Raw genomic sequence first — 20,217 nt, forward strand, 5'->3', positions numbered from 1 at the left:
CTCCAGGAGGTGCGTCTGCCGGAAGGACGGTGACGCGTGAAGAAAAGCGCAGCGAGCGACGGCAGGGACGGTCGGACGGGACGCACGATGTTGCCGCGCCATCGTACGCCATAAGACGTGCGCGAACCTGAAGCGGACCAGGGAGCAAGACGGACGGTAGCCCCGAGGTCTACACGGCCGTCCATGCGGTCATCGGTCCGCCCTGCCGGTCTTTCCGGCGATGGCGGCCCGCAGGGACCGATTCCTGCCGCTCCGCACCCGGGACAGGCTGCACCACTGGTCCAAGGCGGCTTTCGCAATGCATCTGCATTTACAGCGTATGGTATTCAGGGCATAACGCATCAGGCGAAGACCTGACGCTATGGCGATGGAAAGCATCGAAATCGTGAATGAGCTGGCCTACACCTTGGCTCCCAAGACAATTCCCGGCGGTACGCCTTCGAACTGGATCTCTCCGGTGAATATTCCCCGAGCTCCATTCATCGAGTCCTCGTGGATGGCGTGCCAACGGCTGTCTTCGCCGCCAGCGGCGGCGCCACCGGCGTCCATGACCACTCCTTCATCCGGGCGGAGGACCGTTGCTACTTGGCGGTAGGATCGCACGTCGTTTGCTTTGGAGTGAAACCGTTTGAGTATCTCTGGACGTTGCGGATAGACGAGGTCACCTGTTTTGGCGTTCATTACGGTGACGAAGCAGATGCGCTTGTTTCCCATGGAGAGCTTGATATCTCCCGTTTTACAGAATCCGGGCAGATCGTCTGGTCGAAATCCGGCGAAGATGCCTTTACGGGAGCGGTCACCCTGCGCGGTGATCATGTCGAAGCCATTGACTTCAATGGCAGGATGTATCGTTTTGACTATATAGACGGGCATGAGCGCAATTGACAGATCCACTAAGGAGTTCCTATGCCGGTAGTTGCCGTCTGCTGGAACGTGATCTTCTTCCTCGCTGTCCGTGAGACGGTCAGGAAGGCCAGGGAGATTGGCCCAGGCAACCTCCGTTTTCTGACGACCAGCCCCCGGGTTTCATGGCTGCTCATGTTGGTTGGGGTGGTCATCGGCGTCGGGATGCTGCTGGTGGTGCTCCATGCGATTGCCGCGGGTGATGTGAGCGAAGTCTGCCGCAGGTGCTTCAAGCAACGGTTCTCGTATGCCACCAGCCCGGTTTCCTATTTGCTTACGGTCGCCGCGCTCATCGAACTGTGTTTTGTGGGTTTCTTTGTCGTATTCCTCGCTCGTAATTCGTTGAACGCCATCCGGGAGCGTGGCTGAACTTGTCCGGAGCCGCGCTGTCGATGATGTCCGGCATTGTGGCCGAACCGGCAGGGTAATCACGACAACGGTTGATCATGCATGCGACCGCCTGGAGCAGTCCGGCGCTCTCGTGGAAGCGGATAGGGTAGGAGGGAAGGCTGTCAGCTTCGGCAGTCGTCGCTCATCATGCCGTCCGTCCGGAGGCCTGCCTTGAACATACAGTGGCGCAACGCTCCGGAAGGCATGATCCGGAGTGGCCCGAAGCTGGATGCCGGGCCGGCTCCGTCCCGGCGTGTCATGCGCATGCAAACCGCGTCCGGGACATTCGTTTCGCAACTGGCGACTCCCCTCCCAACCACTGCTCAGGAGAAGACCCATGGGATACGTAACGACGAAAGACGGCGTCGAGATCTTCTACAAGGACTGGGGCCCGCGCGATGCGCAGGTCATCCATTTCCATCACGGCTGGCCGCTCAGTTCCGACGACTGGGACGCGCAAATGATGTTCTTCCTGAACAAGGGTTTCCGGGTGGTCGCGCATGACCGGCGCGGGCATGGCCGATCCAGCCAGGTCTGGGACGGCCACGACATGGATCACTACGCCGACGACGTGGCGGCGGTGGTCGAGAAGCTCGGCACCCGCGGGGCGATGCATGTCGGGCACTCGACCGGCGGGGGCCAGGTGGTGCGCTACATCGCGCGGCACGGCCAGGACAAGGTGTCCAAGGCCGTGCTCATCAGCGCCGTGCCGCCGCTGATGGTCAAGACCGAGAGCAATCCGGGCGGGACGCCAAAGGAGGTGTTCGACAACTTCCAGGCGCAGGTCGCGGCGAATCGTGCGCAGTTCTACTACGACGTTCCCGCCGGTCCCTTCTATGGTTACAACCGCCCCGGCGCCAAGCCGTCGGAAGCGGTGATCTGGAACTGGTGGCGGCAGGGCATGATGGGCGGCGCCAAGGCCCACTATGACGGCATCGTCGCGTTCTCGCAGACCGACTTCACCGAGGATTTGAAAGGCATTTCCATCCCGGTGCTGGTGATTCACGGCGACGACGATCAGGTCGTGCCCTACGATGACTCGGGCGTGCTGTCGGCGAAGCTGGTGAAGAACGGCCGGCTCAACACCTACAAGGGCGGGCCGCATGGCCTTCCCACCACGCATGCCGATCAGATCAACGCGGATCTTCTGGCGTTCCTGCAGGAAGGTTGATCCTCGTTGGTACAAAAGCACACGCCCCGCATTGAAGGCGGGGCGTGTGTCGATTGCAAGGGAAGTGTTCGGATCAGGAACAGCGGCGACTGATATGCGCCGCCGTCACCCATCATCCCGCTGCACCCGCGCCCGATAGTCATGCACATTGTCGCCACGGATACGGGTCTCCTGCGTACCGGTCACGGTATCGACCTTCGAATCCGAGCCGGTCACCGGCTTGGCTTCGATCGTGGTCTCGCGCTCGAAGGCGTGTGACTTGTCGGTGTTGCGGTAGTACCGGTACAGGGCCCAATAGAGTGCCGTCGCGCCGACCGGGCCGGCCGCCAGCAACCAGAGTCCGCCGTCGTCGCTCATGACGCCACCACCAGGAACCAAAGGACCAGGGATTCGATGAAAGTGCCGGTGGCCAGCGCGGCCAGCAGCAGTTTCCATTGCTGCACGGGCACGCTGCCCATGGTTTCGCCGGTACGGCCGTTCACCGCGATGTAGTGCAGCATGCCGCCGTTGCGGCCGGGCTGGTGATAGGAGTACAGCCACACCGGCAGGTACATCGACACCCAGCGGGTGCCGTGGACTTCGAGCTGCTCGCGCTCCCAGCGCACGCCGCGGTCGTAGCGGCGCACGGAGCTTTCGACCTGCGCGCGCGCGATCGACAGCAGCTGGTCTTCCAGCCTCGGTCGCATCCGTTCGACGTCCAGGTTGCGCTTCTCCGAGGTGAAACCCAGCAGGTACGAGGCGTTCCACTTCAGCGCGTTCTTGGTGTCGAACGGCAGGATGGTATTGATGATGTTGTTGGTATTGACGCGGGTGTCCAGGTTGCCGCGATCGGACGAGGATTCCAGCGGCAGGTCGTCCACGGTGAAATCCACCGCGCGGCTGACCTGGTACACGTCGGCGTCGTAGTAGGTCTTCTTCTTGTCGCCGCTGCCGCGCGTGTATTCGCGGGTCTTGATTTCACCCTTGCCGGTGACGGCGGCGCTCGCGTTGCCGTCAACGATCATGTAGGGCAGGTAGACGCCGACGACATTCTCGGGCGTGAACTGTTCCTTGAACGCCTTCAGCGCGAACAGGCGGCGTTTGTCCACGAACTGGCGGATGCGCGCGACCGCATCCTCCTTGCCGATGTGGAACGGCAGCACGGCATCGGGCACCGCGCCGTTGGCGACCTGTTCGTTGACGCCGAACACGTGACGGCACCAGTGGCAGCGCGCCGTCATCGTGGTTTCGGTATTGACGGTGACCTCGGCGCCGCAGCCGGTGCATTTGAAGCTCATCAGGCTGGACGCGTCGGCCTCGATGTCCCGCGCGCCCGAGGCGATGACGGTGCCGCGCAGTTGGTCGAGGCCTTCGCCCAGCCCGAATTCCTCTTCCACGCGCGCGCCGTGCCATTCATGACGGCAGTACTGGCAGACCAGCACGTCGGTGCCGAGCCTGAGGCGGACATCGGTGGCGCCGCATTTCGGGCAGCGGTTCAGGCCGTCCCGGAGTTCGGCCGATGCCGTGTCCAGCGCCACCGGATCAGGCGCCTCCAGCTCATCGCGGATGGCGCCGGGCAGGGTGGCCGGAACGACCGGGAACTGGCCGGGCAGGGGCGGCACGTCCCGCGGCGAGCCGGGGCCGGTCACGGGCGCCGCCGGCAACGGCGGCGGGGTCTTGGGATCGGACATGGATGCGGAACGCCTGCTCGCTTACAGACCCAATGCCTTGGCCTTGAGCGCGTCGTAGTCGGCCTGGGTGATGAGGCCGAGGTCCAGCATCTCCTTGGCCTTCTTCAACCGGGCCACCGGGTCTTCGGCCGCTGGCGCGGCCGGGGCCACCGGCTGCTGCAGGCTGCCGACACCGCCGACCATGCCGGTCGCCATGCCCAGTCCGACCAGCCCGGCGGCGCCGCCGTTCTCGCCGGCCGACTGGATGCCCTGCGCCACGCTGGCCTGCAGGTTGGAGTTGCCGCGTCCGCCGGACAGCGCGTCGGCGCGCTGCACGGTCTTGAGCAGTTCGCGGGTGTTGGCGTCGTACTCGATCGAAACGATGGCGGTCTTGACGATCGCCAGCCCGCGTTGCGAGCTCCACTGGTAGCCCTGCTCGACCGCGTCCGACAGGCTTTTGGCGAAGCCCAGCGAGTCCTGCTGCAGCTTGGTGATGCGATTGCCCTTGGCCGGATCGTTCGTGTACAGGCTGAAGGCCGGCGCCAGCGAACCCACCACTTCATTGAACAACTGGCTGGCGGCGGCGTTGTCCATGTCGGTGAAATCGAATACTTCGCCCGGCTGCAGGTAGCGCGCCGGCACGAAATTCTTCACGAACAGGATGGGGTCGGTGATCTTCAGCGTGTAGGAACCGCGCGTCACCGCGCCGACCTGGGTATTGAGGAAGCTGTCGTCCCAGTAGATTTCCGACTGGGTGCCGAAGCGGTTGTCGGGCAGTTCCTTCAGCGAAACGAAGAACGCGGCCTGCTGGGAACCCGGCTGGCCGCCGAACTTGAAGCGCTCCCAGCTTTGCTTGATCAGCGGGCTCACCAGGCCGTCGCCGGCGAAGATCGACTGCGAGTTCACGTCGTCCGAGCGCCATTCATAGCCACCCGGTTCGGCGACGAAGCCGGTCACCGCGCCGTCCTGGAACAGCAGCAGTCCGTAGCCCTCGGGCACGACGATCTTCGACCCGTTGGTGATGATGTTGGAGGAGCCGCGGGTGTTCGAACCCCGTCCGGCATTGGTCCCGCGCGGAACCGCCGCGAACAGTGCCGCCGTTGCCGGCAATCCTTCCGGCACGGTGTAGAAATCCTTCCACTGGTCGGCCAGAACACCGCCAACCGCGCCTGCCACCGCCTGTACAAGACCCATGACCAACTCCCTTCTGTTCGTGGACGGGCACCGTGCCCCTATGCTCGCCGCACTATACCAGTGCGGTGGGTCGGGAAAGGTTGCGGGGCGGCAGGTCGAAGCCACCGATCCGCCGCTTGTCATGCAAGGACCGAAAGTCCTGTGCACGGGACTCGGGTTCTCCCCGGGGGCTGCGCGAAGCCCCGTCGTGCGTCGTGGGTAGATGCCGGGCAGGCGTGCGGGAACGGATTCAAGTATCTTGCCGCTTCACCAGAAACGCACTCCCGCTCCGGCCCCGCACATGACCCGAACCTTGTTGCTCGCAGCGCTCCTCATGATGTCATCGGCGGCGACCGCCATCGTCATCCGGCATGACGTCGATGATGCGAAGTACCGGATTCCGGCCTCCGAGCTTCCCGCGCTCGTCGACATGCCGGGCGAAGGGCACGGGGTATTGATTGCTCCGCAGTGGGTTATCACGGCGGCGCACACGATTCCCGCGGATTCAAAACTTGAGCAGGTCGTTGTCAACGGCGTATCCAGAAGCGTTGAACGCGTCGTCACCCATCCTGGCTACAAGACGCTGCCGCACGAGCTGATCGAACAGGCCACGGCCACCGGAGAGGCCATGCTGATCGTGGTGTTTCTTGCCAACTCCGACGATGTCGCCCTTGTCAGGTTGAAACAGCCTGTCGAGGACGTCGCTCCCGTCGCGCTCTACAAGGACGGCAAGGAGTTCGGCCAGATTGTAGAGATCGTGGGGAAGGGCGCGACGGGCACGGGCGCGAGCGGTTACGCTCCGGAAAGTCCCCATCGGACGGAGCTTCGCCGCGCGTTCAACAAAGTCAGCAGCGCGCATGACCGCTGGTTCTGCTACGAATTCGACGAACCGCCTGCGGCCCTGCCCCTGGAGGGCATACTGGGCAACGGGGACAGCGGCGGCCCGGTGCTGATCCAGAACGAGGGCCAACGGGCGTTGGCCGGACTGGCGTCCTGGAAATTCGTCCACGGCCACGTCATGACGGCACGGCCGGGACGCTACGGGCAGATCAGCTGCAATGTCCGCGTGAGCCATTACCGCGAGTGGATTGAAGGCGTGATGTCGGGGCAACCGTAGGCGTAGCCTGAGGGTTCACCCAGATGGATGGGCGAACGAGCAAAGTTCGCTGGTCGGAACATCATTCCGTGTGTGCTTATGGTGTGTCCGAATCTGCGAACACAACGCGATGGAAATGACTCAGATACCTCTCACCTAGGAGGGGGGTCAAACGTTCCAACGACCTGAGGGCTGCCGGGACATCGACAGGTTTCCCTTCCAGAATCGCAAGGGCCTGGTTGTGGAGGGCATACGCAAACTCGGCCGGGGCACGGATGGAGGGCGGTTGGTCACCGCCAATATAAGACGCAAGAAGCACCCGCAACTCAAAGACTGCGGCTGCCATTAGTCGCTTTTCCAGATCCTGATCAGAATCAGACATCGAATCTACCCTGGGGCGTATCGGTTGGTACGCACTTTCTCTGGTGGCTTCAAGATCGCGGTTCAAACAATGACCCGCAACTCCTGATCGCAGCGACAAGCCTTCGCGATACGTGCGGCCCATGCGATGGCTTCCTCGCGCGAAGGCAGTTCCAGCACGGTGAAGCCGCCGGTAAGCGGGGGCGCCCAGGAGTAGCCACCTTCGGCGAAGGTGCCGTTGGCGGAAACGAGCACGGGGGACACGCGTTCCTCGATGCCGCCGGCAAAGAGGTAGACGCCGGCGGCCTTGGCCTCGTCGATCACGGCATTGGCGTCACGGCCCACCGCCTGCATTTCGTCATCGGGCACGACCATCGCCGCGCTGGGAAAGGAAATCAGGTACATCGCCATGGTGCCCTCGTCTTGTCTGGGGAAACAACGCCGCGTAGAGCGGAGCTTGCTCCGCTGCCTTCCGCCTTCCGGAGAGAGCCGGTCGCTCCCATTCCGGACCGTATGCCTGGCGAGAGGGAGATTGCATGATGCCCGAATCGACGTCGCATCAAAGCGCCGAGGTCCCGGCAGGACCCTGACGGACGAAGCTTCCTTTATCTGAACAGGGCGCGCCTCCTGCCGGATACGGATTTTCTCGCACCGCACAAAATGAAAGACCGCTTCCGACGGCGCGTTGCGAATGGAAATCCGATGCCAATCCGATACCTTCTCCAGTACTGGATTCGTGGAAATGTCCGGCCTGGCACGTAGCGTTGTCCAGCGCTGTCATTTAAAGTCGGTCGCCTCTGCCAGCAAACGGGAACGCCATGGCCGCACGCCGAACCCCGCCAGCACTGCTCGCGCTTGGTCTGCTCGCGAGCCTGTCCGCCGTTTCCGCGACGGCTGCGGAAAATCCCGCCGACGCGCTGACTGGACGCTGGGATATCACCGTGCATACGCCCACCGGCGACGTGCCTTCCTGGCTGGAAATCCGCCGCTCCGGCGCCAGTGCGCTGGTCGGACAGTTCGTCGGCGCGGCCGGCAGCGCGCGACCGATCGCGCGGGTGGAAACGGACAATGGCGAAATGCGCTTCGCCATTCCGCCGCAATGGGAGGGAGGCAACGACGACCTGTCGTTCCAGGGACATCTGCGGGATGGCAAGCTCTCCGGAGCGATGCAATTGCCGGATGGCAAACGCCACGACTGGAGCGCGGTGCGCGCGCCGTCGTTGCAGCGCGCGGAACCGCCGCGCTGGGGACAGCCGATCCGCCTGCTCGGCGGCAAGGGGCTGGAAGGCTGGCGTGCGATCGGCCAGTCGTCGCAATGGTCCGTGCAAGACGGTGTGCTGCGCAATGCCAAGGCCGGCGCCAACCTGGTCAGCGAACAGCGCTTCACCGATTTCAAGCTGCACGTGGAATTGCGTTTTCCCAAGGGCAGCAACAGCGGCGTGTACCTGCGCGGACGCCATGAGGTGCAGATCGCCGACACCTTCGGCGAGCCGGCCAGCGACAGCCTCGGCGCCATCTATGGCTTCCTGGCGCCCAGCGAGGATGCTTCCGCGAAGCCCGGCGAATGGCAGTCGCTGGACATCTCCCTGGTCGGGCGCAAGGTCACCGTCGCGGTCAACGGCAAGACCGTGATCTGCGATCGCGAGATTCCCGGCATCACCGGCGGCGCGCTGGACAGCGACGAAGGCGCGCCGGGTCCGCTGATGCTCCAAGGCGACCATGGCCCCGTCGAGTTCCGCAACATCACCCTGACCCCGGCGTTGTGAGCATGGCCGACGACAATACCTACGACGCCATTGTCATCGGTTCCGGGATCTCCGGCGGCTGGGCCGCCAAGGAACTGTGCGAGAAGGGCTTGAAGACGCTGGTGCTGGAACGCGGCCGCAACGTCGAGCACATCAAGGACTATCCGACCGCGTGGTTGTCGCCGTGGGAGCTGCCACATGGCGGGGCGCTGACGCGCAAGTACCGGGAAGAGAACCCGGTGGCTTCCCGGATCGCCGCCGAGGATGTGCTGCACTTCTTCACCAAAGACGCCGATCATCCCTACGTGCAGGAAAAGCCGTTCGACTGGATTCGCGGTTATCAGGTCGGCGGGAAATCGATCATGTGGGGACGCGCCTGCCAGCGCTGGAGCCGCTATGACTTCGAAGCGCCGGAACGTGACGGCTACGGCATCGGCTGGCCGATCGGCTATGACGACATCGCACCGTGGTATTCGCACGTGGAGAAATTCATCGGCGTGTCCGGCAACCTGGACGGCCTGGATTCGATGCCTGATGGCGAGTTCCAGCCGCCGTTCGATTTCAACTGCGTCGAGAAGGCCTACAGCGAACGCATCCGCAAACACTACGGCGACCGCTACGTGGTGCAGGGCCGCTGGGCGCATCTGACCAAGCCCGAGCAGATCCATCTGGATCAGGGGCGCGGTCCCTGCATGTCGCGCAACATGTGCTGGCGCGGCTGCCCCTATGGCGCCTACTTCAGTTCCAACTCGTCCACGCTGCCGTGGGCGGCCAAGACCGGCAACCTGACCATCCGGCCCGATGCGGTGGTGCACTCGATCATCCACGACGAGCGCAAGGGTCGCGCGGCGGGCGTGCGGGTGGTCGATGCGCATACCGGGGAGATCACCGAATACCGCGCGCGCATCGTGTTCGTGAATGCATCCGCGCTGAACTCCGTGCTGATCCTGCTGAACTCGATCTCCGCGCGCTTTCCGCACGGACTGGGCAACGACAATGGCCTGCTCGGCAAGTACGTGGCCTTCCAGAGCTATCGTGCCAACGGCGGCGGTCTGATCGACGGGTTCGAGGACGGCTACTACTACGGGCGCCGTCCTTCGGAATGCATCATCCCCAACTTCCGCAATCTCAAGCGGCACGAGATGGATTTCGTCGGCGGTTACACCACCTTCACCGGCGCCTTCCGCGAGCGTGGCGCGCCTTCGTCCGCGCGCATGGGCGGTGTCTACAAGGATGCGCAGGCGCGACCGGGACAGTGGAAGGTCTACATGTATATGCAGGGCGAGACCGTTCCCAAGGAAAGCAACCACGTCCGCCTGCACGATACGCTCAAGGATGCCTGGGGCATCCCGCAACTGGTCACGTCGGTGGAGTACGACGACAACGACGAAAAGATGGTCCGCGACTGGCGTGAGCAGGCGAAGGAGATGATGGAAGTCGCCGGTTGCCGTGAAATCGAAACCGCGGATACCCAGTGGTATCCCGGACGCGACATCCACGAGATGGGCGGTTGCCGGATGGGACGCGATCCGGCCACCTCGATGCTCAATGCGTGGAACCAGCTGCATGCATGCCCGAATGTCTTCATCACCGACGGCGCCTGCATGACCTCCACCGGCAACCAGTCGCCGTCGCTGCTCTACATGGCGTTGACCGCGCGCGCGGTGAACCGCGCCGTCGAGGAATTGGGGAGGCAGAACCTGTGAGCGATGCCAAGCAAAAGATCACCCGCCGCGAGGCGTTGAAGACCGCGCTGGCCGGCAGTGCGCTGGCTGCGACCGGCTTGTTGCTGGGTGCCGGCATGCCCGGCGACACCGAGGCCGCTCCCGCGACGCCGTCCCCGGCGCAGGACGACCGGACCTTGCTGGAGGACATCGCGGATACGTTGCTGCCGACGACGCCTGCATCTCCCGGTGCCAGGGCCGCCGGCGTCGGCGCGATGATGGTGCTGATGCTGGCCGACTGCGAGAGCCCCGAAACGCAGCAGCGTGTCGCCACGGGCTTGCAGGAACTCCGCGCCGCCTGCCGCGAGCGCGGCGGCAGTTTCGCCTCGCTGCCCGTTGCGGAACGCGAACGCCTGCTCACGGAACTGGATGCGGCGGCACAGAAGGCCGGGGACAAACACTGGTTCAACAGCGTGCGCGCGCTTGCGCTGCAGACCTATTTCAATTCCGAAGTCGGCCTCACCCAGGCCCTGCGCTATATCCCGGTGCCCGGACGCTACGACGGTTGCGTGCCGCTGGAGCCGGGGCAGCCGGCGTGGGCGTGATGAAGGTTTTTTGCGGATAGCGGAGCGACCATCCGCAGGCTAGCGGGTGGGATAGGGATCCTCGGGTCCGTTGGGGAAACGACCCGCAATCAGGTTCAGTTCCACGCCGTGTTCCAGCCATGCCTTGAGGCCCGCCAGCGTCCAGGTGAAGCCCTGCGTGGCGTTGGTCGCATGTTCCAGCAGTTCATCGCTGGTCCCGGTCCAGCCGGATTCCGTGATGCCGACGAACGTGGCGTCCGGCCCCATGGGCACGAACTCCCATTCCACGTTCGTACGTCCGGTGTAACCGTCCCACTCGATGACGATGCGTTGTTCGGGCTCAATAACCTTCGGTACGACGTGGGTCGATGCTTCGTACATTTCCCATTCCCAGGTCACCGGCGTGCCCGCTTCGAGCGGACCGCTGCTCTTGGTGAACCAGAATCGGGTGGTGATGCGGGGATCGATGAAGGCGGCGAATACTTCTGCTACGGGTTTGCGGATGAGCATGCCGGTTCTCGCTATGGCCTTTCCGCCTGATGGTGACTTGTCCATGAGGCCTCCTGAATGTTGGAGAGCACGCTACCCGTGGTCGCGTGAAGCAAAGGTTTCGACGACGCAGGGTCGCCTCCACGAAATAAAGTGCGCTTGCCCGAATAACGCGCGTGCACTAAACCCACACATCATTCCGCGCGGTATACGTGCCCCCAGCATCCCCCGTGTTGACCACACCACGCGGCTCCACCAGCATGATGCAGCACTCCTGTGGGGCGACCGGACGATGTTCGACGCCCTTGGGAACGACATACATTTCGCCGGCGGCGAGGGGGACCGCCTTGTCCCGGAACTCGAGCGTCATTTCACCGTCCAGGACGATGAACACTTCGTCCGTGTCCGCGTGGGCGTGCCAGATGAATTCGCCCTGCACCTTGGCGAGCTTGAACTGGTAGTCGTTCATCTCGGCGACGACGCGGGGCGACCAGTGGTCCGAGAACCGGGCCAGCTTGTCCCGCAGGTTGATTGCGGTATCCGACATATGCACCTGACTCCCTGACGGTTGGACCCCGATTCTGCCGTATCGGCTAGGACGCTTTCGTCTTGCCACGCAGCGACAGGCAATAGCCGATGGTCACGGCTATTCCCAGCAACACGGCCAGCGAACCGCCCGCCGCCGCGACCTGGATCGGGGCGAATGCCCAGAGTCCGGCGTAGACGAGGCCGCTCAGGGCGAGGGACCAACCGCCGACCCGCGTGACCCGGCGCGCCCAGGCCTCCGGAACGAAGCGTTTGGGCATGCGATTGCCGAACCAGGCGACCATCAGGCCGATGGCGCCCATGACCAGACGGGTGACGGTTTCGCCATCGATGTAGCCGAGCTTGCGCGCGTAGGTGGCGCCGAGTGCGAGCAGCACGATGCCGACGCCCCACGCGAGATCCGAAATCAGTTCTTTGTTCATCGTGCCGTCTCCTTCTTGGACTTCGGCGACCCGGCGCCGACGCCGAACGAATGGACGAAGCCCAGCAGCGCTTCCTCGAGCACCGAGAGCTTCAGGTGGTAGATCACGGATTTGCCGGCCTTTTCCGCGTGGACCAGATCGGCTTCCTTCAACACGGCGAAATGCGCCGACATGGTGGGCTTGGAGACATCGAACTGGTCGCTGAGCTCGCCCGCGCTCAGCGGCCCCTGCCGGAGGAGTTGCAGGACCCGGCGGCGGGTGGGATCGGAAAGGGCTCTGAATACTTGGCTCATGTTGCGACAATTAGCTAAATATCTAATTGTGTCAAGTGGAAAGACCGGGAAGCCGACGACTGGTTCGGGATGGCGCTCGGCCGGCGCCGCCTCCGCGTTCGGGCGCGGAGTCAGCCCGCGTCGAAAACCCCGCTCGCCCAATCGATGAACGCCCGCAGCCGTGGCGACGGCAGGCGGGTGCGCGCGTAGACGATATTGACCGGGCTGGGCAGCGGCGGGAAACGTTCGAGCAGCGGCACCAGCGCGCCGGTGGCGAAATAGCCGTCCAGCCGGTAGCGCGGCGCCTGGATGATGCCGAATCCGGCGAAGGCCGCGCCCACGTAGGATTCGGCGCCGCTGACCCGCACGCGGGTGGGCAGGGTGAGGTGGCGGACGCGTCCTTCCTGCTGGAACTCCAGCGGCAACAGCGCGCCGATGGCGGTCGACTTGAAGCCGACCATCACGTGGCCGCCGGTTTCCAGGGTATCCACGTCCGTCGGCATGCCGTGCCGCTCGCAGTAGGCCGGCGAGGCGGCGGTGGCTTCGGGCAGCAGGGTCAGGCGGCGCGCGACGAGATCGCTGTCGCGCAGTTCGCCGACGCGCACCGCGCAGTCGACGCCTTCGCGCACCAGGTCCACGTAGCGGTCGCCTTCGCTGACATCCAGTTCGATGTCGGGATAGGCCTCCAGGAACGCCGGAAGCCGTGGAAACAGCAGATGGCGGGCGAGGGTGCCATGCACTTCGATGCGCAGAGGGCCTTTCGGGCGCGTATCACGGAAGGCGCCTTCCGCGTCCTCCATGTCGGCGATCAGGCGCAGGCAGCGGGCGTAGAAGATTTCCCCTTCCAGGGTGAGGCTGACCTGGCGGGTGGTCCGTTGCAGCAGGCGCACGCCCAGGCGCGATTCCAGCGCCTTGATGGCGTCGGTCACGGTGGCGCGGGGCAGCGCCAGATCCTCCGCGGCGCGGGTGAAGCTGCGGCGTTCCACGATCCTGACGAAGACCCGCAGGGCGTCGAAGCGGTCCATTGTCCGGATTCCCGAATAGTGTTGGCGGATATTGCCAGATTATCCGGAACAGCTCCGCCAATAAGGTAGCTCCACCGCCAATCGGGCGGTCCAACGAGCCCCCTCCATGAACACGCAAACCTCCCGTCCGGTCGCCATCGTCACCGGCGGTTCCCGCGGCATCGGCGCCGCCATTTCCGAACGCCTGGCCGCCGATGGCCATGCGGTGGTCATCAACTACGCCGGCCGGCGCGACGACGCCGAGGCGCTGGCGAGCCGCCTCGTCGCCGGAGGCGCGGAAGCCATCGCCCTGCAGGCCGACGTCAGCGATCCGGTCGCGGTGCAGCGTCTGTTCGATGCGGCCGAGGCCCGCTACGGCGGCGTCGATGCGCTGATCAACAACGCCGGCATCCTGGAACAGGCCACTCTTGCACAGGTGGACGATGCCGCGTTCGACCGGCTGATCGCCATCAACCTCAAGGGCAGCTTCAACGGCATGCGCGAAGCGGCGCGCCGCCTGCGCGACGGCGGCCGCATCGTCAACCTGTCCACCAGCCTGGTCGGTACCAAGCTGGAAACCTACGGCGTATACGCCGCGACCAAGGCGGCGGTGGAAACCATGACGGCGATCCTGTCCAAGGAACTGCGCGGGCGCGCGATCACGGTCAATGCCGTCGCGCCGGGGCCGACCGCGACCGATCTGTTCCTGGAAGGCAAGTCGCCGGAACTGATCGAACGCCTGGCGAAGATGAATCCGCTCGAGCGTCTGGGTACGCCGGCGGACATCGCCGCGGTCGTGGCCTTCCTCGCCGGCCCGCAGGGCGGCTGGATCAACGGCCAGGTCATCCGCGCCAACGGCGGCATGGTCTGAACCCTTTTCCTTCCGGAGACTTCGCAATGAACAAGATCATCCTGGTGACCGGCGCTTCGTCCGGCTTCGGCGCCCTGACCGCCCGCCATCTGGCGGACCGGGGACACACGGTGTACGCCAGCATGCGCGACACCGCCGGGCGCAACGCGCCGCAGGTGGAAGCGGCGGCGCGGTACGCGCGCGAGAAAGGCGTGGACCTGCGCACGCTGGAACTGGACGTGCAGTCCGACGCTTCGGCCGACGCCGCCGTGCGTGCCATCCTGGCCGATGCCGGCCGCCTCGACGGGGTGGTGCACAACGCCGGCCACATGGTGCTGGGACCGGCCGAAGCGTTCTCGCCCGAGCAATACCTGCAACTCTATGACGTCAATGTGGTCGGGACGCAGCGGGTCAACCGCGCGGCGCTGCCGCACCTGCGCGCACAGGGCAGGGGACTGCTGGTGTGGGTGGGTTCCAGCAGCACGCGCGGCGGCACGCCGCCCTATCTGGCGCCGTACTTCGCCGCCAAGGCGGCGATGGACTCGCTGGCGGTGTCCTACTCGACCGAACTGTCCCGCTGGGGCATCGAAACCACCATCGTGGTACCGGGCGCCTATACCGCCGGCACCAACCACTTCGCCCATTCGGGCAAGCCGGCCGACGCGGCGCGTGCGGCCGAGTACGACACCGGTCCCTATGCCGGCGTGCCCGAGCGGATCCTGGAAGGACTGAAGGCGCTGGAACCCGCCGACGCCAACGTGGACGACGTGGCGGCGGCCATCGCCCGCGTGGTCGACCTGCCGCACGGGCAACGCCCCTTCCGCGTGCACGTGGATCCTTCGCAGGACGGCGCGGAAACGGTCAACGCCGTGGGTGACCGCGTGCGCCGCGAGATGTACCGGAATCTCGGCATGGAGGATCTGCTGAAGCCGGTATCGCGTTGAACGAACCCGTTGGAACGACTTCGCGGAACGTCCGAAGCCGCAAGATGCGAATTCGGCCTGGGCCGGGCACTGCCCGGCCCGATACCGTGCGGGGGCGAACGCGATCCGTCGACGGCGATGCCCGAAGCCGCCCGATTGGCGGGACGCTAGTCGTGCAGCAGACCAATCTTGAAGCTGCCCGCGAAGCTGCCTGCAAGCAGGTCCTCCACCAAAGCCCGCGCGGTGTTCAGGTCTTTCGATTTGAATTCGATGTCGTTTCCGCTGTCTCCCACCCAAGTACCGAGTTTCCTGTCGGCGAGTGCGGCGGTCAGCTGGTCGAAGACGGGCTGGAAGTCGTAGCCCGGAGGACTGCCTTCCGGCGCTGCAAGTTCGATGGTGAGGCTTCCTGATGCTTTCCCCTCCGAATGAAGGGAGTAGGCATGGAAGAGCGCCCATTGCTCCTTCGTGGCGGTCGGGAAGGGATGCGCCCGGGGAAGCGGGATCGATGCGTGGAGGGAGCCGAGCGCGGATCGCGATGCGTGATCGGGGATTCCGTGATCGCATATCGCGAGCAGGCCCAACAGGCCGGCCCGGTAGAGCCGCCAGCCGAGGTCGGCGTCGCTTGCGTCCAGCACGGACGTCGCGTCGAAACGAACCGTGACGCGGGCGGAACCTCGACGCTCCGATGGCGCTTCCGCCACCTCCTCCCGGTCCGATGCCAGCAAGGTCAGGTGAACCTCGCGCAGTTTCGGCATCGCGTGCAGGAAACCGCTCTCCAGCGCGGCGATGAACAGAGGGCACTCCGTGCTATCGACGCGATTCAGCCTGTCGATGACCCGACCGCTTCGTATCGTCGGAAAGTCCAGCAGGGGAGCCAGGTGAAGATTGAATCTGCGGATCGGTTTCATGTCGCGGGCTGTCGGATGGACGATGTCGTGATACCGGACGACGAACCGCGCCGGATCGTCGAACGACTTCGGATACGCGCCTTGTCAGGCCCCGAGCAAGGCGCTGGAAAGCCGCTGGGCGATGCCGCTCGCGACCAGCACGAACGCACCTGCGAGATTCAACAGGACCGTCAGCCAGAAAGTGCGCTGGAATGAATCCTTCGCGGTTTTGTGCCGGCATTGTTGCTGCGCGACCAGCCCGCCCGGCCAACCGAAAAGAAGGTCGATGAAATGGAGAGTCGTTTCCGGAATCCGGCGATATTCCTTTTCCGCCGCTGCCTTGTCGAGGCAATACAGCACATAGGAAACCAGACTGACGCCCAGGTAGGCTAGCGAAACCATGACGGGGACTTTGCCGAAAAGAGTGAAAATCGCCACCAGAAGGAAGAACGCCAGGGCGATGCCCAGGCGTGGAATGCGTCGGTGCTTCCCGGGGGCTTCAATCTTCTGGCCGGCAAAACGGATGGTCTTTGCGTTCAATCGGCCCTTGGCGTCTTTCCTGGTTTCGTACGAGATCAGATCGCCAACCACCGGCGGTCGCGAACCTCGCTGGAATTCGCTGACGTGAACGAAGGCGCGGTCGCCGCCTCCGTGGGGGACGACAAAACCGAAGCCCCGTTCGCCGTTCCAGTCGGTGATGCGTCCTGCGAACCTCATGGAAGTGCTCCGGCCACGCGATTTGTCCATGGGCGCCGGTGGGCGCGCCATCCCCTGATGCGGGCGATCCTATGTTTCCGGTGGCTGGCTCACAAGCCGCGCGGGCGCCGGCCCGTCGAGTTGGGGGGAAGAGACGCGGACCGGCGACGGGAAAGTGGGGAACCTATACAAGTTCCGGATCGGAAGCCGCACCCTGACGCGTTACCATGCGGAACTCCCCACGTCGCGTACTGTCGATCTCCCCCATGATGGCCCGTATCCCCCACGCACCCCTGGCGGCATGAGCAACGCCTCGAAGCGCGTGGAGACCTGGGTAGCCGATCCCAGGGTCGAACGCTCGCAATCCTGGATCGCCGCGCTGTTCAGCGCGCTGCTGCATCTGTTGATGTTGTTCATCCTGTTGTATTCCTCCAAGCCCACGGTGACTGCACCGCAGAGCGCTGCCGGGGGCAGCCGGGTCCGGGTGGATTTCATCGGCGAACCCAACCAGTCCGACCAGCCCGTGCAGGCGCCGCCCAGCCCGCCGCCAGCGCGCCCACCCGAACCCGTCCCGCCGCCGCCCGCGGCGTCGCGCATCCCGTCCAGGCTGGTCGACCGGGCCGACGATCCGGTACCGCCCGAGGCGCGGATGCCGTCCGACAGTCGCGATGCGCGACGTAGCCCCAGCACGGTCTCGCGCCAGAGCCAATCGCAGCCACAGCCGCCCAGCACGCCCTCGTCGGCCCGCCGCCGTCCCGAGACATGGACGGGACGGCCGCCGGGCCTGATGGCGGAAGACGCCGCGCCGGAGAACGCCGGGATGACCAACAGCCCCGCCATCCGCAACGGACGCGGCCGCGACATGACGGCCAACGGACCCAGCATGGAACTGGGCGGTTATCTGGTCTATTACGACGTGCGCAACGAAGTCCAGTTGCGCTCCTGGGCCGACCAGGGCATGAAGGAACTGTTCCTGCCGCTGCCGGGAACACGCTACTACATGGTCTGCCCGCTGGAGATCGCGCTGAAGCGCGGCTCGGGAAAATGCCGCGCGCTGGATCCGGACGCACCGGAAATGAAAGCCATCGGCGACGCCCGCCAGGCCGTCAACATGATGCAGGTCTACAAACAGGGCGAACTAGTCTGGAACGGACCCGGGCCTTACCGATGAGGGTCCGGGGCGTAGCCGCATGCTCTCTCGTTCCACCGGTTGATTCCTACGACAACGGCTTCAGCCCTCGACTGGGCACTAGCGGCTGCGGGCTTTTGCCGACAACTTGGCGGCCAGCCGTTTTCGCCCCTCTATCTTGCGAGCGTCTGCCCAAATCGTGAACTTCCGGTAGAAGTAATAAAGAAGCATTGTCGGCGGAATATTCAGGGCAAAAATGAGCCAAGGATGATTGCGTCCGAATGCTTGGATTTCTGGAAGTTTAATAACCTGCCAGGTGGTGAGTGGACCTAGGGAAAGAAACGAAAGTAGAAACCAGAACGAAAAGGTCAGGTAACGATAGAACCAACGCCTGCCAAAATCCGGGCTTTCGATGGACTCGGTGGAGAGTTTCCATGCGGCCACATGCTTCAAGACGAAGATGCCCAGAATGCCAGCCGCAAATGTGTGCACAAACAGAAAATAGACGAGCAGGTCCATGGGGTGTACTGGTCCATCCGTTGTTGGGCGATCAAGGAGCTGGCGTTTCCTCAGCTTTGTTGGCGAGCACTTTCAATGCGGCGACGGTCTGCTCGTCGGAGAAGCCGCAGTGTCCTTCGCCCGCCGCCGGCAGCACCGTGGGGAGTGGCGTTGCCCCTGCCTTGGCCGCCAGCTGCGGATAGACGCCTTGCATGCGCGGCACGATGGTGGGATCGCGGTGATTGAACTGGATCACCAGCGGTCGCTTCAGCGCGCCGGTCAGCGCCAGTTCGTCGGCGAACCTGGCACTGACCGCCGGATCCGCCGGGTAGCGCTTCACGCCGGCGTTGAAGGCCGCGTCATCGCCGAATCCGGCATAGACCGTGTCCTGGTTTCCGACCGGCATGCCGCCGTATCGCGTGGCCATGTCATGGAACACCAGTGCATGCAGGCTGATCACGCCCGCGAGTTCCTCGGGTGTCACTTCCATGCGGGTGGCTAGTCGTTGCGCCGTTTCCGGCTGCGTTTGCAGCGCCGCCGCGATGCCCTGGTGGAGCTGCATCTGGGGAAGCGCGGCCGCCGCCGGCGAGGCCAGGCCATCCATGGGCAATCCTTCCGCCTTCGGGAAGAAGTAGTCGAAGGCCACCAGCGTGGTCAGCAAGTCGCCGGCCAGCGTGTCGCCGGGGAGGGTGGCGCCGCACAGCGCGACCCCGCCGTCGTAATGGCGGGACTGCCGCTCCAGGCTGGCGACCGCGATCGCGCCGCCCATCGAGTAGCCGAGAATCCAGGTGCGCCGGGTGTCCGGGTGCCCGGCGATGAAATGCTGGCGCAGGCGTTCGGTATCCGCGATCGCGTCGGCGACCGCCCAGCCCTGGGTGCGGTAACCGCTTTGCGCCACGGCGTAGCCGGCGCCGAGCAGCGCGGGCGTGGCCTCGTTCGCGGGCCAGGCGGATGGGCGTGGCGTTCCGACGGGTTCGAATCCATGCGCCAGCATGATGAGTTCGCCGTTCCAGTTGTCCGGAACATCGATGCGCCACGGGGCGCCCTGGAGTTCGCCGGTTTCCGAAACCGGCGCCCCGGCGAGCGCGTGCGGTGCGAACAGGGAGATGCCGAGAAGAAGAGCGAGTCGTGCAACTACGGGCATGGCGTCCATCCTGGATTGGCGGCCGGGCGAACATAGCATCCGTCCGGTCTGTTCCACTACACCGCAAATGCGGAAAAGCGTGGCGGATCGTGCTTCGGCCAAGCCGCGTGCCCGGACATGCGAACCGAACACCGATGTTGTAAAAGGGCAGACCGACCGATACGAGGACATGCGCCCATGGAGCGATTCACTGCCGGCTGCCTGTGTGGCGACGTCAGGTTGGTGGCGTCGGGACGTCCCTATCGGGTCGGCATCTGCCATTGCCTGGATTGCCGCAAGCATCATGGCGCGCTGTTCTTTGCGGCTGCGATGTTCCCGCAGGAAGCGGTGACCATCGAAGGTGAAACCCGCGACTACGCCGGGCGTCATTTCTGTCCGCGTTGCGGCTCTTCGGTGTTCGCCCGCAGTGGTGATGAAATCGAACTGCATCTGGGGGCGCTGGACGTCCCCGATCAGCTGGTGCCGACCTACGAGTGCTGGACCGTCCGCCGGGAGGCATGGCTGCCGGCGTTCCCGCTGGGGAAGCGATACGAGCGGGATCGCGAGGAAGGGGGGAGGTTCGAGGAATAGCCCGCCATGGTATAGGGTCGCGACATCGTTCATTCGGTGCCAGGGGTACTTT

At 64.6% G+C, this 20,217-nt stretch carries 24 protein-coding genes; 10 read left to right on the forward strand and 14 right to left on the reverse strand.

Annotation, left to right across the window (positions count from 1 at the left end):
• Positions 1-399: 399 nt before the first annotated feature.
• Positions 400-894 carry a hypothetical protein gene (locus tag IB228_RS17785; RefSeq protein ID WP_192199386.1) on the reverse strand — a complete coding sequence of 165 codons (495 nt, stop codon included), beginning with the start codon at positions 892-894 and terminating at the stop codon, positions 400-402.
• A 12-nt stretch (positions 895-906) separates the two neighbouring features.
• On the opposite strand from IB228_RS17785, the gene IB228_RS17790 reads away from it, so the two are divergent.
• Both IB228_RS17790 and IB228_RS17795 read left to right on the forward strand, forming a co-directional pair.
• Positions 907-1,272 (forward strand): hypothetical protein, encoded by a 366-nt coding sequence (locus tag IB228_RS17790; RefSeq protein ID WP_183638035.1) that lies wholly within the window; start codon positions 907-909, stop codon positions 1,270-1,272.
• A 358-nt stretch (positions 1,273-1,630) separates the two neighbouring features.
• Complete coding sequence (locus IB228_RS17795; protein WP_192199387.1) at positions 1,631-2,464, forward strand: alpha/beta hydrolase; 834 nt, start codon at positions 1,631-1,633, stop codon at positions 2,462-2,464.
• A 105-nt stretch (positions 2,465-2,569) separates the two neighbouring features.
• Here IB228_RS17795 and IB228_RS17800 read toward each other — a convergent pair whose 3' ends face one another.
• Genes IB228_RS17800 through IB228_RS17810 form a run of 3 tightly spaced genes read right to left on the reverse strand, consistent with a single transcriptional unit; the run spans position 2,570 to position 5,307 of the window.
• A complete protein-coding gene (locus tag IB228_RS17800; protein WP_192199388.1) occupies positions 2,570-2,821 on the reverse strand; it encodes a hypothetical protein in 252 nt (83 codons plus the stop codon).
• On the reverse strand, positions 2,818-4,134 hold the full coding sequence (locus IB228_RS17805) for a TFIIB-type zinc ribbon-containing protein (RefSeq protein WP_192199389.1): 1,317 nt from the start codon (positions 4,132-4,134) through the stop codon (positions 2,818-2,820). Before IB228_RS17805 ends, IB228_RS17800 begins: the two co-directional genes overlap by 4 nt.
• A gap of 21 nt (positions 4,135-4,155) precedes the next feature.
• The gene (locus tag IB228_RS17810) at positions 4,156-5,307 is read right to left on the reverse strand and encodes an SPFH domain-containing protein (RefSeq protein WP_192199390.1); all 1,152 of its coding nucleotides are present in this window, start codon (positions 5,305-5,307) and stop codon (positions 4,156-4,158) included.
• A 280-nt stretch (positions 5,308-5,587) separates the two neighbouring features.
• On the opposite strand from IB228_RS17810, the gene IB228_RS17815 reads away from it, so the two are divergent.
• The gene (locus tag IB228_RS17815; protein WP_192199391.1) at positions 5,588-6,403 is read left to right on the forward strand and encodes a trypsin-like serine protease; all 816 of its coding nucleotides are present in this window, start codon (positions 5,588-5,590) and stop codon (positions 6,401-6,403) included.
• Between the two features lie 423 nt (positions 6,404-6,826).
• Here the strand turns inward: IB228_RS17815 and IB228_RS17820 are convergent, their stop codons facing one another.
• Positions 6,827-7,153, reverse strand: a complete 327-nt coding sequence (locus IB228_RS17820) for a YciI family protein (RefSeq protein WP_141456158.1) — start codon at positions 7,151-7,153, stop codon at positions 6,827-6,829.
• 407 nt (positions 7,154-7,560) lie between these two features.
• On the opposite strand from IB228_RS17820, the gene IB228_RS17825 reads away from it, so the two are divergent.
• The 3 genes from IB228_RS17825 to IB228_RS17835 are packed head-to-tail and all read left to right on the forward strand — an operon-like array spanning position 7,561 to position 10,756.
• Positions 7,561-8,508 carry a DUF1080 domain-containing protein gene (locus tag IB228_RS17825; protein WP_192199392.1) on the forward strand — a complete coding sequence of 316 codons (948 nt, stop codon included), beginning with the start codon at positions 7,561-7,563 and terminating at the stop codon, positions 8,506-8,508.
• 2 nt (positions 8,509-8,510) lie between these two features.
• Positions 8,511-10,193: a GMC family oxidoreductase gene (locus IB228_RS17830; protein WP_192199393.1), complete on the forward strand. Its 1,683-nt coding sequence runs from the start codon at positions 8,511-8,513 to the stop codon at positions 10,191-10,193.
• Positions 10,190-10,756 (forward strand): gluconate 2-dehydrogenase subunit 3 family protein, encoded by a 567-nt coding sequence (locus IB228_RS17835; RefSeq protein ID WP_183638008.1) that lies wholly within the window; start codon positions 10,190-10,192, stop codon positions 10,754-10,756. Before IB228_RS17830 ends, IB228_RS17835 begins: the two co-directional genes overlap by 4 nt.
• A 39-nt stretch (positions 10,757-10,795) precedes the next feature.
• On the opposite strand, the gene IB228_RS17840 is transcribed toward IB228_RS17835, so the two are convergent.
• The 5 genes from IB228_RS17840 to IB228_RS17860 all read right to left on the reverse strand — a co-directional run bounded on the left by IB228_RS17840 (position 10,796) and on the right by IB228_RS17860 (position 13,489).
• Positions 10,796-11,290: an SRPBCC family protein gene (locus tag IB228_RS17840; protein WP_225562520.1), complete on the reverse strand. Its 495-nt coding sequence runs from the start codon at positions 11,288-11,290 to the stop codon at positions 10,796-10,798.
• Between the two features lie 115 nt (positions 11,291-11,405).
• Complete coding sequence (locus tag IB228_RS17845; RefSeq protein WP_192199394.1) at positions 11,406-11,771, reverse strand: cupin domain-containing protein; 366 nt, start codon at positions 11,769-11,771, stop codon at positions 11,406-11,408.
• 46 nt (positions 11,772-11,817) lie between these two features.
• Positions 11,818-12,192, reverse strand: a complete 375-nt coding sequence (locus IB228_RS17850; protein ID WP_183637998.1) for an ammonium transporter — start codon at positions 12,190-12,192, stop codon at positions 11,818-11,820.
• Positions 12,189-12,485 (reverse strand): autorepressor SdpR family transcription factor, encoded by a 297-nt coding sequence (locus IB228_RS17855; RefSeq protein WP_183637996.1) that lies wholly within the window; start codon positions 12,483-12,485, stop codon positions 12,189-12,191. The genes IB228_RS17850 and IB228_RS17855 overlap by 4 nt, the downstream gene beginning before the upstream one ends.
• A 110-nt stretch (positions 12,486-12,595) precedes the next feature.
• Entirely contained in the window at positions 12,596-13,489 is an 894-nt protein-coding gene (locus tag IB228_RS17860; protein WP_192199395.1) for a LysR family transcriptional regulator, read from the reverse strand.
• A 106-nt stretch (positions 13,490-13,595) separates the two neighbouring features.
• Between IB228_RS17860 and IB228_RS17865 the strand changes: the two genes are divergently transcribed.
• Positions 13,596-14,339, forward strand: a complete 744-nt coding sequence (locus IB228_RS17865; RefSeq protein WP_183637989.1) for an SDR family oxidoreductase — start codon at positions 13,596-13,598, stop codon at positions 14,337-14,339.
• Positions 14,340-14,365: 26 nt separating this feature from the next.
• Complete coding sequence (locus IB228_RS17870; RefSeq protein ID WP_183637986.1) at positions 14,366-15,262, forward strand: SDR family oxidoreductase; 897 nt, start codon at positions 14,366-14,368, stop codon at positions 15,260-15,262.
• Between the two features lie 146 nt (positions 15,263-15,408).
• Here IB228_RS17870 and IB228_RS17875 read toward each other — a convergent pair whose 3' ends face one another.
• Together IB228_RS17875 and IB228_RS17880 are read right to left on the reverse strand one after the other, a co-directional pair.
• Positions 15,409-16,149, reverse strand: a complete 741-nt coding sequence (locus tag IB228_RS17875) for a hypothetical protein (protein WP_192199396.1) — start codon at positions 16,147-16,149, stop codon at positions 15,409-15,411.
• An 84-nt stretch (positions 16,150-16,233) separates the two neighbouring features.
• Positions 16,234-16,845, reverse strand: a complete 612-nt coding sequence (locus IB228_RS17880; RefSeq protein WP_192199397.1) for a DUF1294 domain-containing protein — start codon at positions 16,843-16,845, stop codon at positions 16,234-16,236.
• Positions 16,846-17,125: 280 nt separating this feature from the next.
• On the opposite strand from IB228_RS17880, the gene IB228_RS17885 reads away from it, so the two are divergent.
• On the forward strand, positions 17,126-17,995 hold the full coding sequence (locus tag IB228_RS17885) for a type II toxin-antitoxin system RelE/ParE family toxin (protein WP_192199398.1): 870 nt from the start codon (positions 17,126-17,128) through the stop codon (positions 17,993-17,995).
• Between the two features lie 78 nt (positions 17,996-18,073).
• Here the strand turns inward: IB228_RS17885 and IB228_RS17890 are convergent, their stop codons facing one another.
• Together IB228_RS17890 and IB228_RS17895 are read right to left on the reverse strand one after the other, a co-directional pair.
• On the reverse strand, positions 18,074-18,472 hold the full coding sequence (locus tag IB228_RS17890) for a hypothetical protein (RefSeq protein ID WP_192199399.1): 399 nt from the start codon (positions 18,470-18,472) through the stop codon (positions 18,074-18,076).
• A gap of 31 nt (positions 18,473-18,503) precedes the next feature.
• Positions 18,504-19,595, reverse strand: coding sequence for an alpha/beta hydrolase (locus IB228_RS17895; RefSeq protein ID WP_192199400.1), 1,092 nt, complete (start codon positions 19,593-19,595; stop codon positions 18,504-18,506).
• A 177-nt stretch (positions 19,596-19,772) separates the two neighbouring features.
• Here IB228_RS17895 and IB228_RS17900 point away from each other — a divergent pair, with 177 nt between their 5' ends.
• Positions 19,773-20,165, forward strand: coding sequence for a GFA family protein (locus tag IB228_RS17900; protein ID WP_192199401.1), 393 nt, complete (start codon positions 19,773-19,775; stop codon positions 20,163-20,165).
• The last annotated feature ends 52 nt before the right edge of the window (positions 20,166-20,217 follow it).

Source organism: Pseudoxanthomonas sp. PXM04 (genome assembly GCF_014851695.1).
GTDB classification, from domain to species: Bacteria; Pseudomonadota; Gammaproteobacteria; order Xanthomonadales; family Xanthomonadaceae; genus Pseudoxanthomonas_A; species Pseudoxanthomonas_A beigongshangi.

Coding starts and splice junctions, on each gene's coding strand:
- IB228_RS17850 (WP_183637998.1), bottom strand. CDS start 12,192: ATGAACAAAGAACTGATTTCGGATCTCGCGTGGGGCGTCGGCATCGTG.
- IB228_RS17895 (WP_192199400.1), bottom strand. CDS start 19,595: ATGCCCGTAGTTGCACGACTCGCTCTTCTTCTCGGCATCTCCCTGTTC.
- IB228_RS17830 (WP_192199393.1), top strand. CDS start 8,511: ATGGCCGACGACAATACCTACGACGCCATTGTCATCGGTTCCGGGATC.
- IB228_RS17865 (WP_183637989.1), top strand. CDS start 13,596: ATGAACACGCAAACCTCCCGTCCGGTCGCCATCGTCACCGGCGGTTCC.
- IB228_RS17900 (WP_192199401.1), top strand. CDS start 19,773: ATGGAGCGATTCACTGCCGGCTGCCTGTGTGGCGACGTCAGGTTGGTG.
- IB228_RS17790 (WP_183638035.1), top strand. CDS start 907: ATGCCGGTAGTTGCCGTCTGCTGGAACGTGATCTTCTTCCTCGCTGTC.
- IB228_RS17860 (WP_192199395.1), bottom strand. CDS start 13,489: ATGGACCGCTTCGACGCCCTGCGGGTCTTCGTCAGGATCGTGGAACGC.
- IB228_RS17800 (WP_192199388.1), bottom strand. CDS start 2,821: ATGAGCGACGACGGCGGACTCTGGTTGCTGGCGGCCGGCCCGGTCGGC.
- IB228_RS17840 (WP_225562520.1), bottom strand. CDS start 11,290: ATGGACAAGTCACCATCAGGCGGAAAGGCCATAGCGAGAACCGGCATG.
- IB228_RS17825 (WP_192199392.1), top strand. CDS start 7,561: ATGGCCGCACGCCGAACCCCGCCAGCACTGCTCGCGCTTGGTCTGCTC.
- IB228_RS17845 (WP_192199394.1), bottom strand. CDS start 11,771: ATGTCGGATACCGCAATCAACCTGCGGGACAAGCTGGCCCGGTTCTCG.
- IB228_RS17795 (WP_192199387.1), top strand. CDS start 1,631: ATGGGATACGTAACGACGAAAGACGGCGTCGAGATCTTCTACAAGGAC.
- IB228_RS17855 (WP_183637996.1), bottom strand. CDS start 12,485: ATGAGCCAAGTATTCAGAGCCCTTTCCGATCCCACCCGCCGCCGGGTC.
- IB228_RS17890 (WP_192199399.1), bottom strand. CDS start 18,472: ATGGACCTGCTCGTCTATTTTCTGTTTGTGCACACATTTGCGGCTGGC.
- IB228_RS17820 (WP_141456158.1), bottom strand. CDS start 7,153: ATGGCGATGTACCTGATTTCCTTTCCCAGCGCGGCGATGGTCGTGCCC.
- IB228_RS17870 (WP_183637986.1), top strand. CDS start 14,366: ATGAACAAGATCATCCTGGTGACCGGCGCTTCGTCCGGCTTCGGCGCC.
- IB228_RS17815 (WP_192199391.1), top strand. CDS start 5,588: ATGACCCGAACCTTGTTGCTCGCAGCGCTCCTCATGATGTCATCGGCG.
- IB228_RS17810 (WP_192199390.1), bottom strand. CDS start 5,307: ATGGGTCTTGTACAGGCGGTGGCAGGCGCGGTTGGCGGTGTTCTGGCC.
- IB228_RS17875 (WP_192199396.1), bottom strand. CDS start 16,149: ATGAAACCGATCCGCAGATTCAATCTTCACCTGGCTCCCCTGCTGGAC.
- IB228_RS17885 (WP_192199398.1), top strand. CDS start 17,126: ATGAGCAACGCCTCGAAGCGCGTGGAGACCTGGGTAGCCGATCCCAGG.
- IB228_RS17880 (WP_192199397.1), bottom strand. CDS start 16,845: ATGAGGTTCGCAGGACGCATCACCGACTGGAACGGCGAACGGGGCTTC.
- IB228_RS17805 (WP_192199389.1), bottom strand. CDS start 4,134: ATGTCCGATCCCAAGACCCCGCCGCCGTTGCCGGCGGCGCCCGTGACC.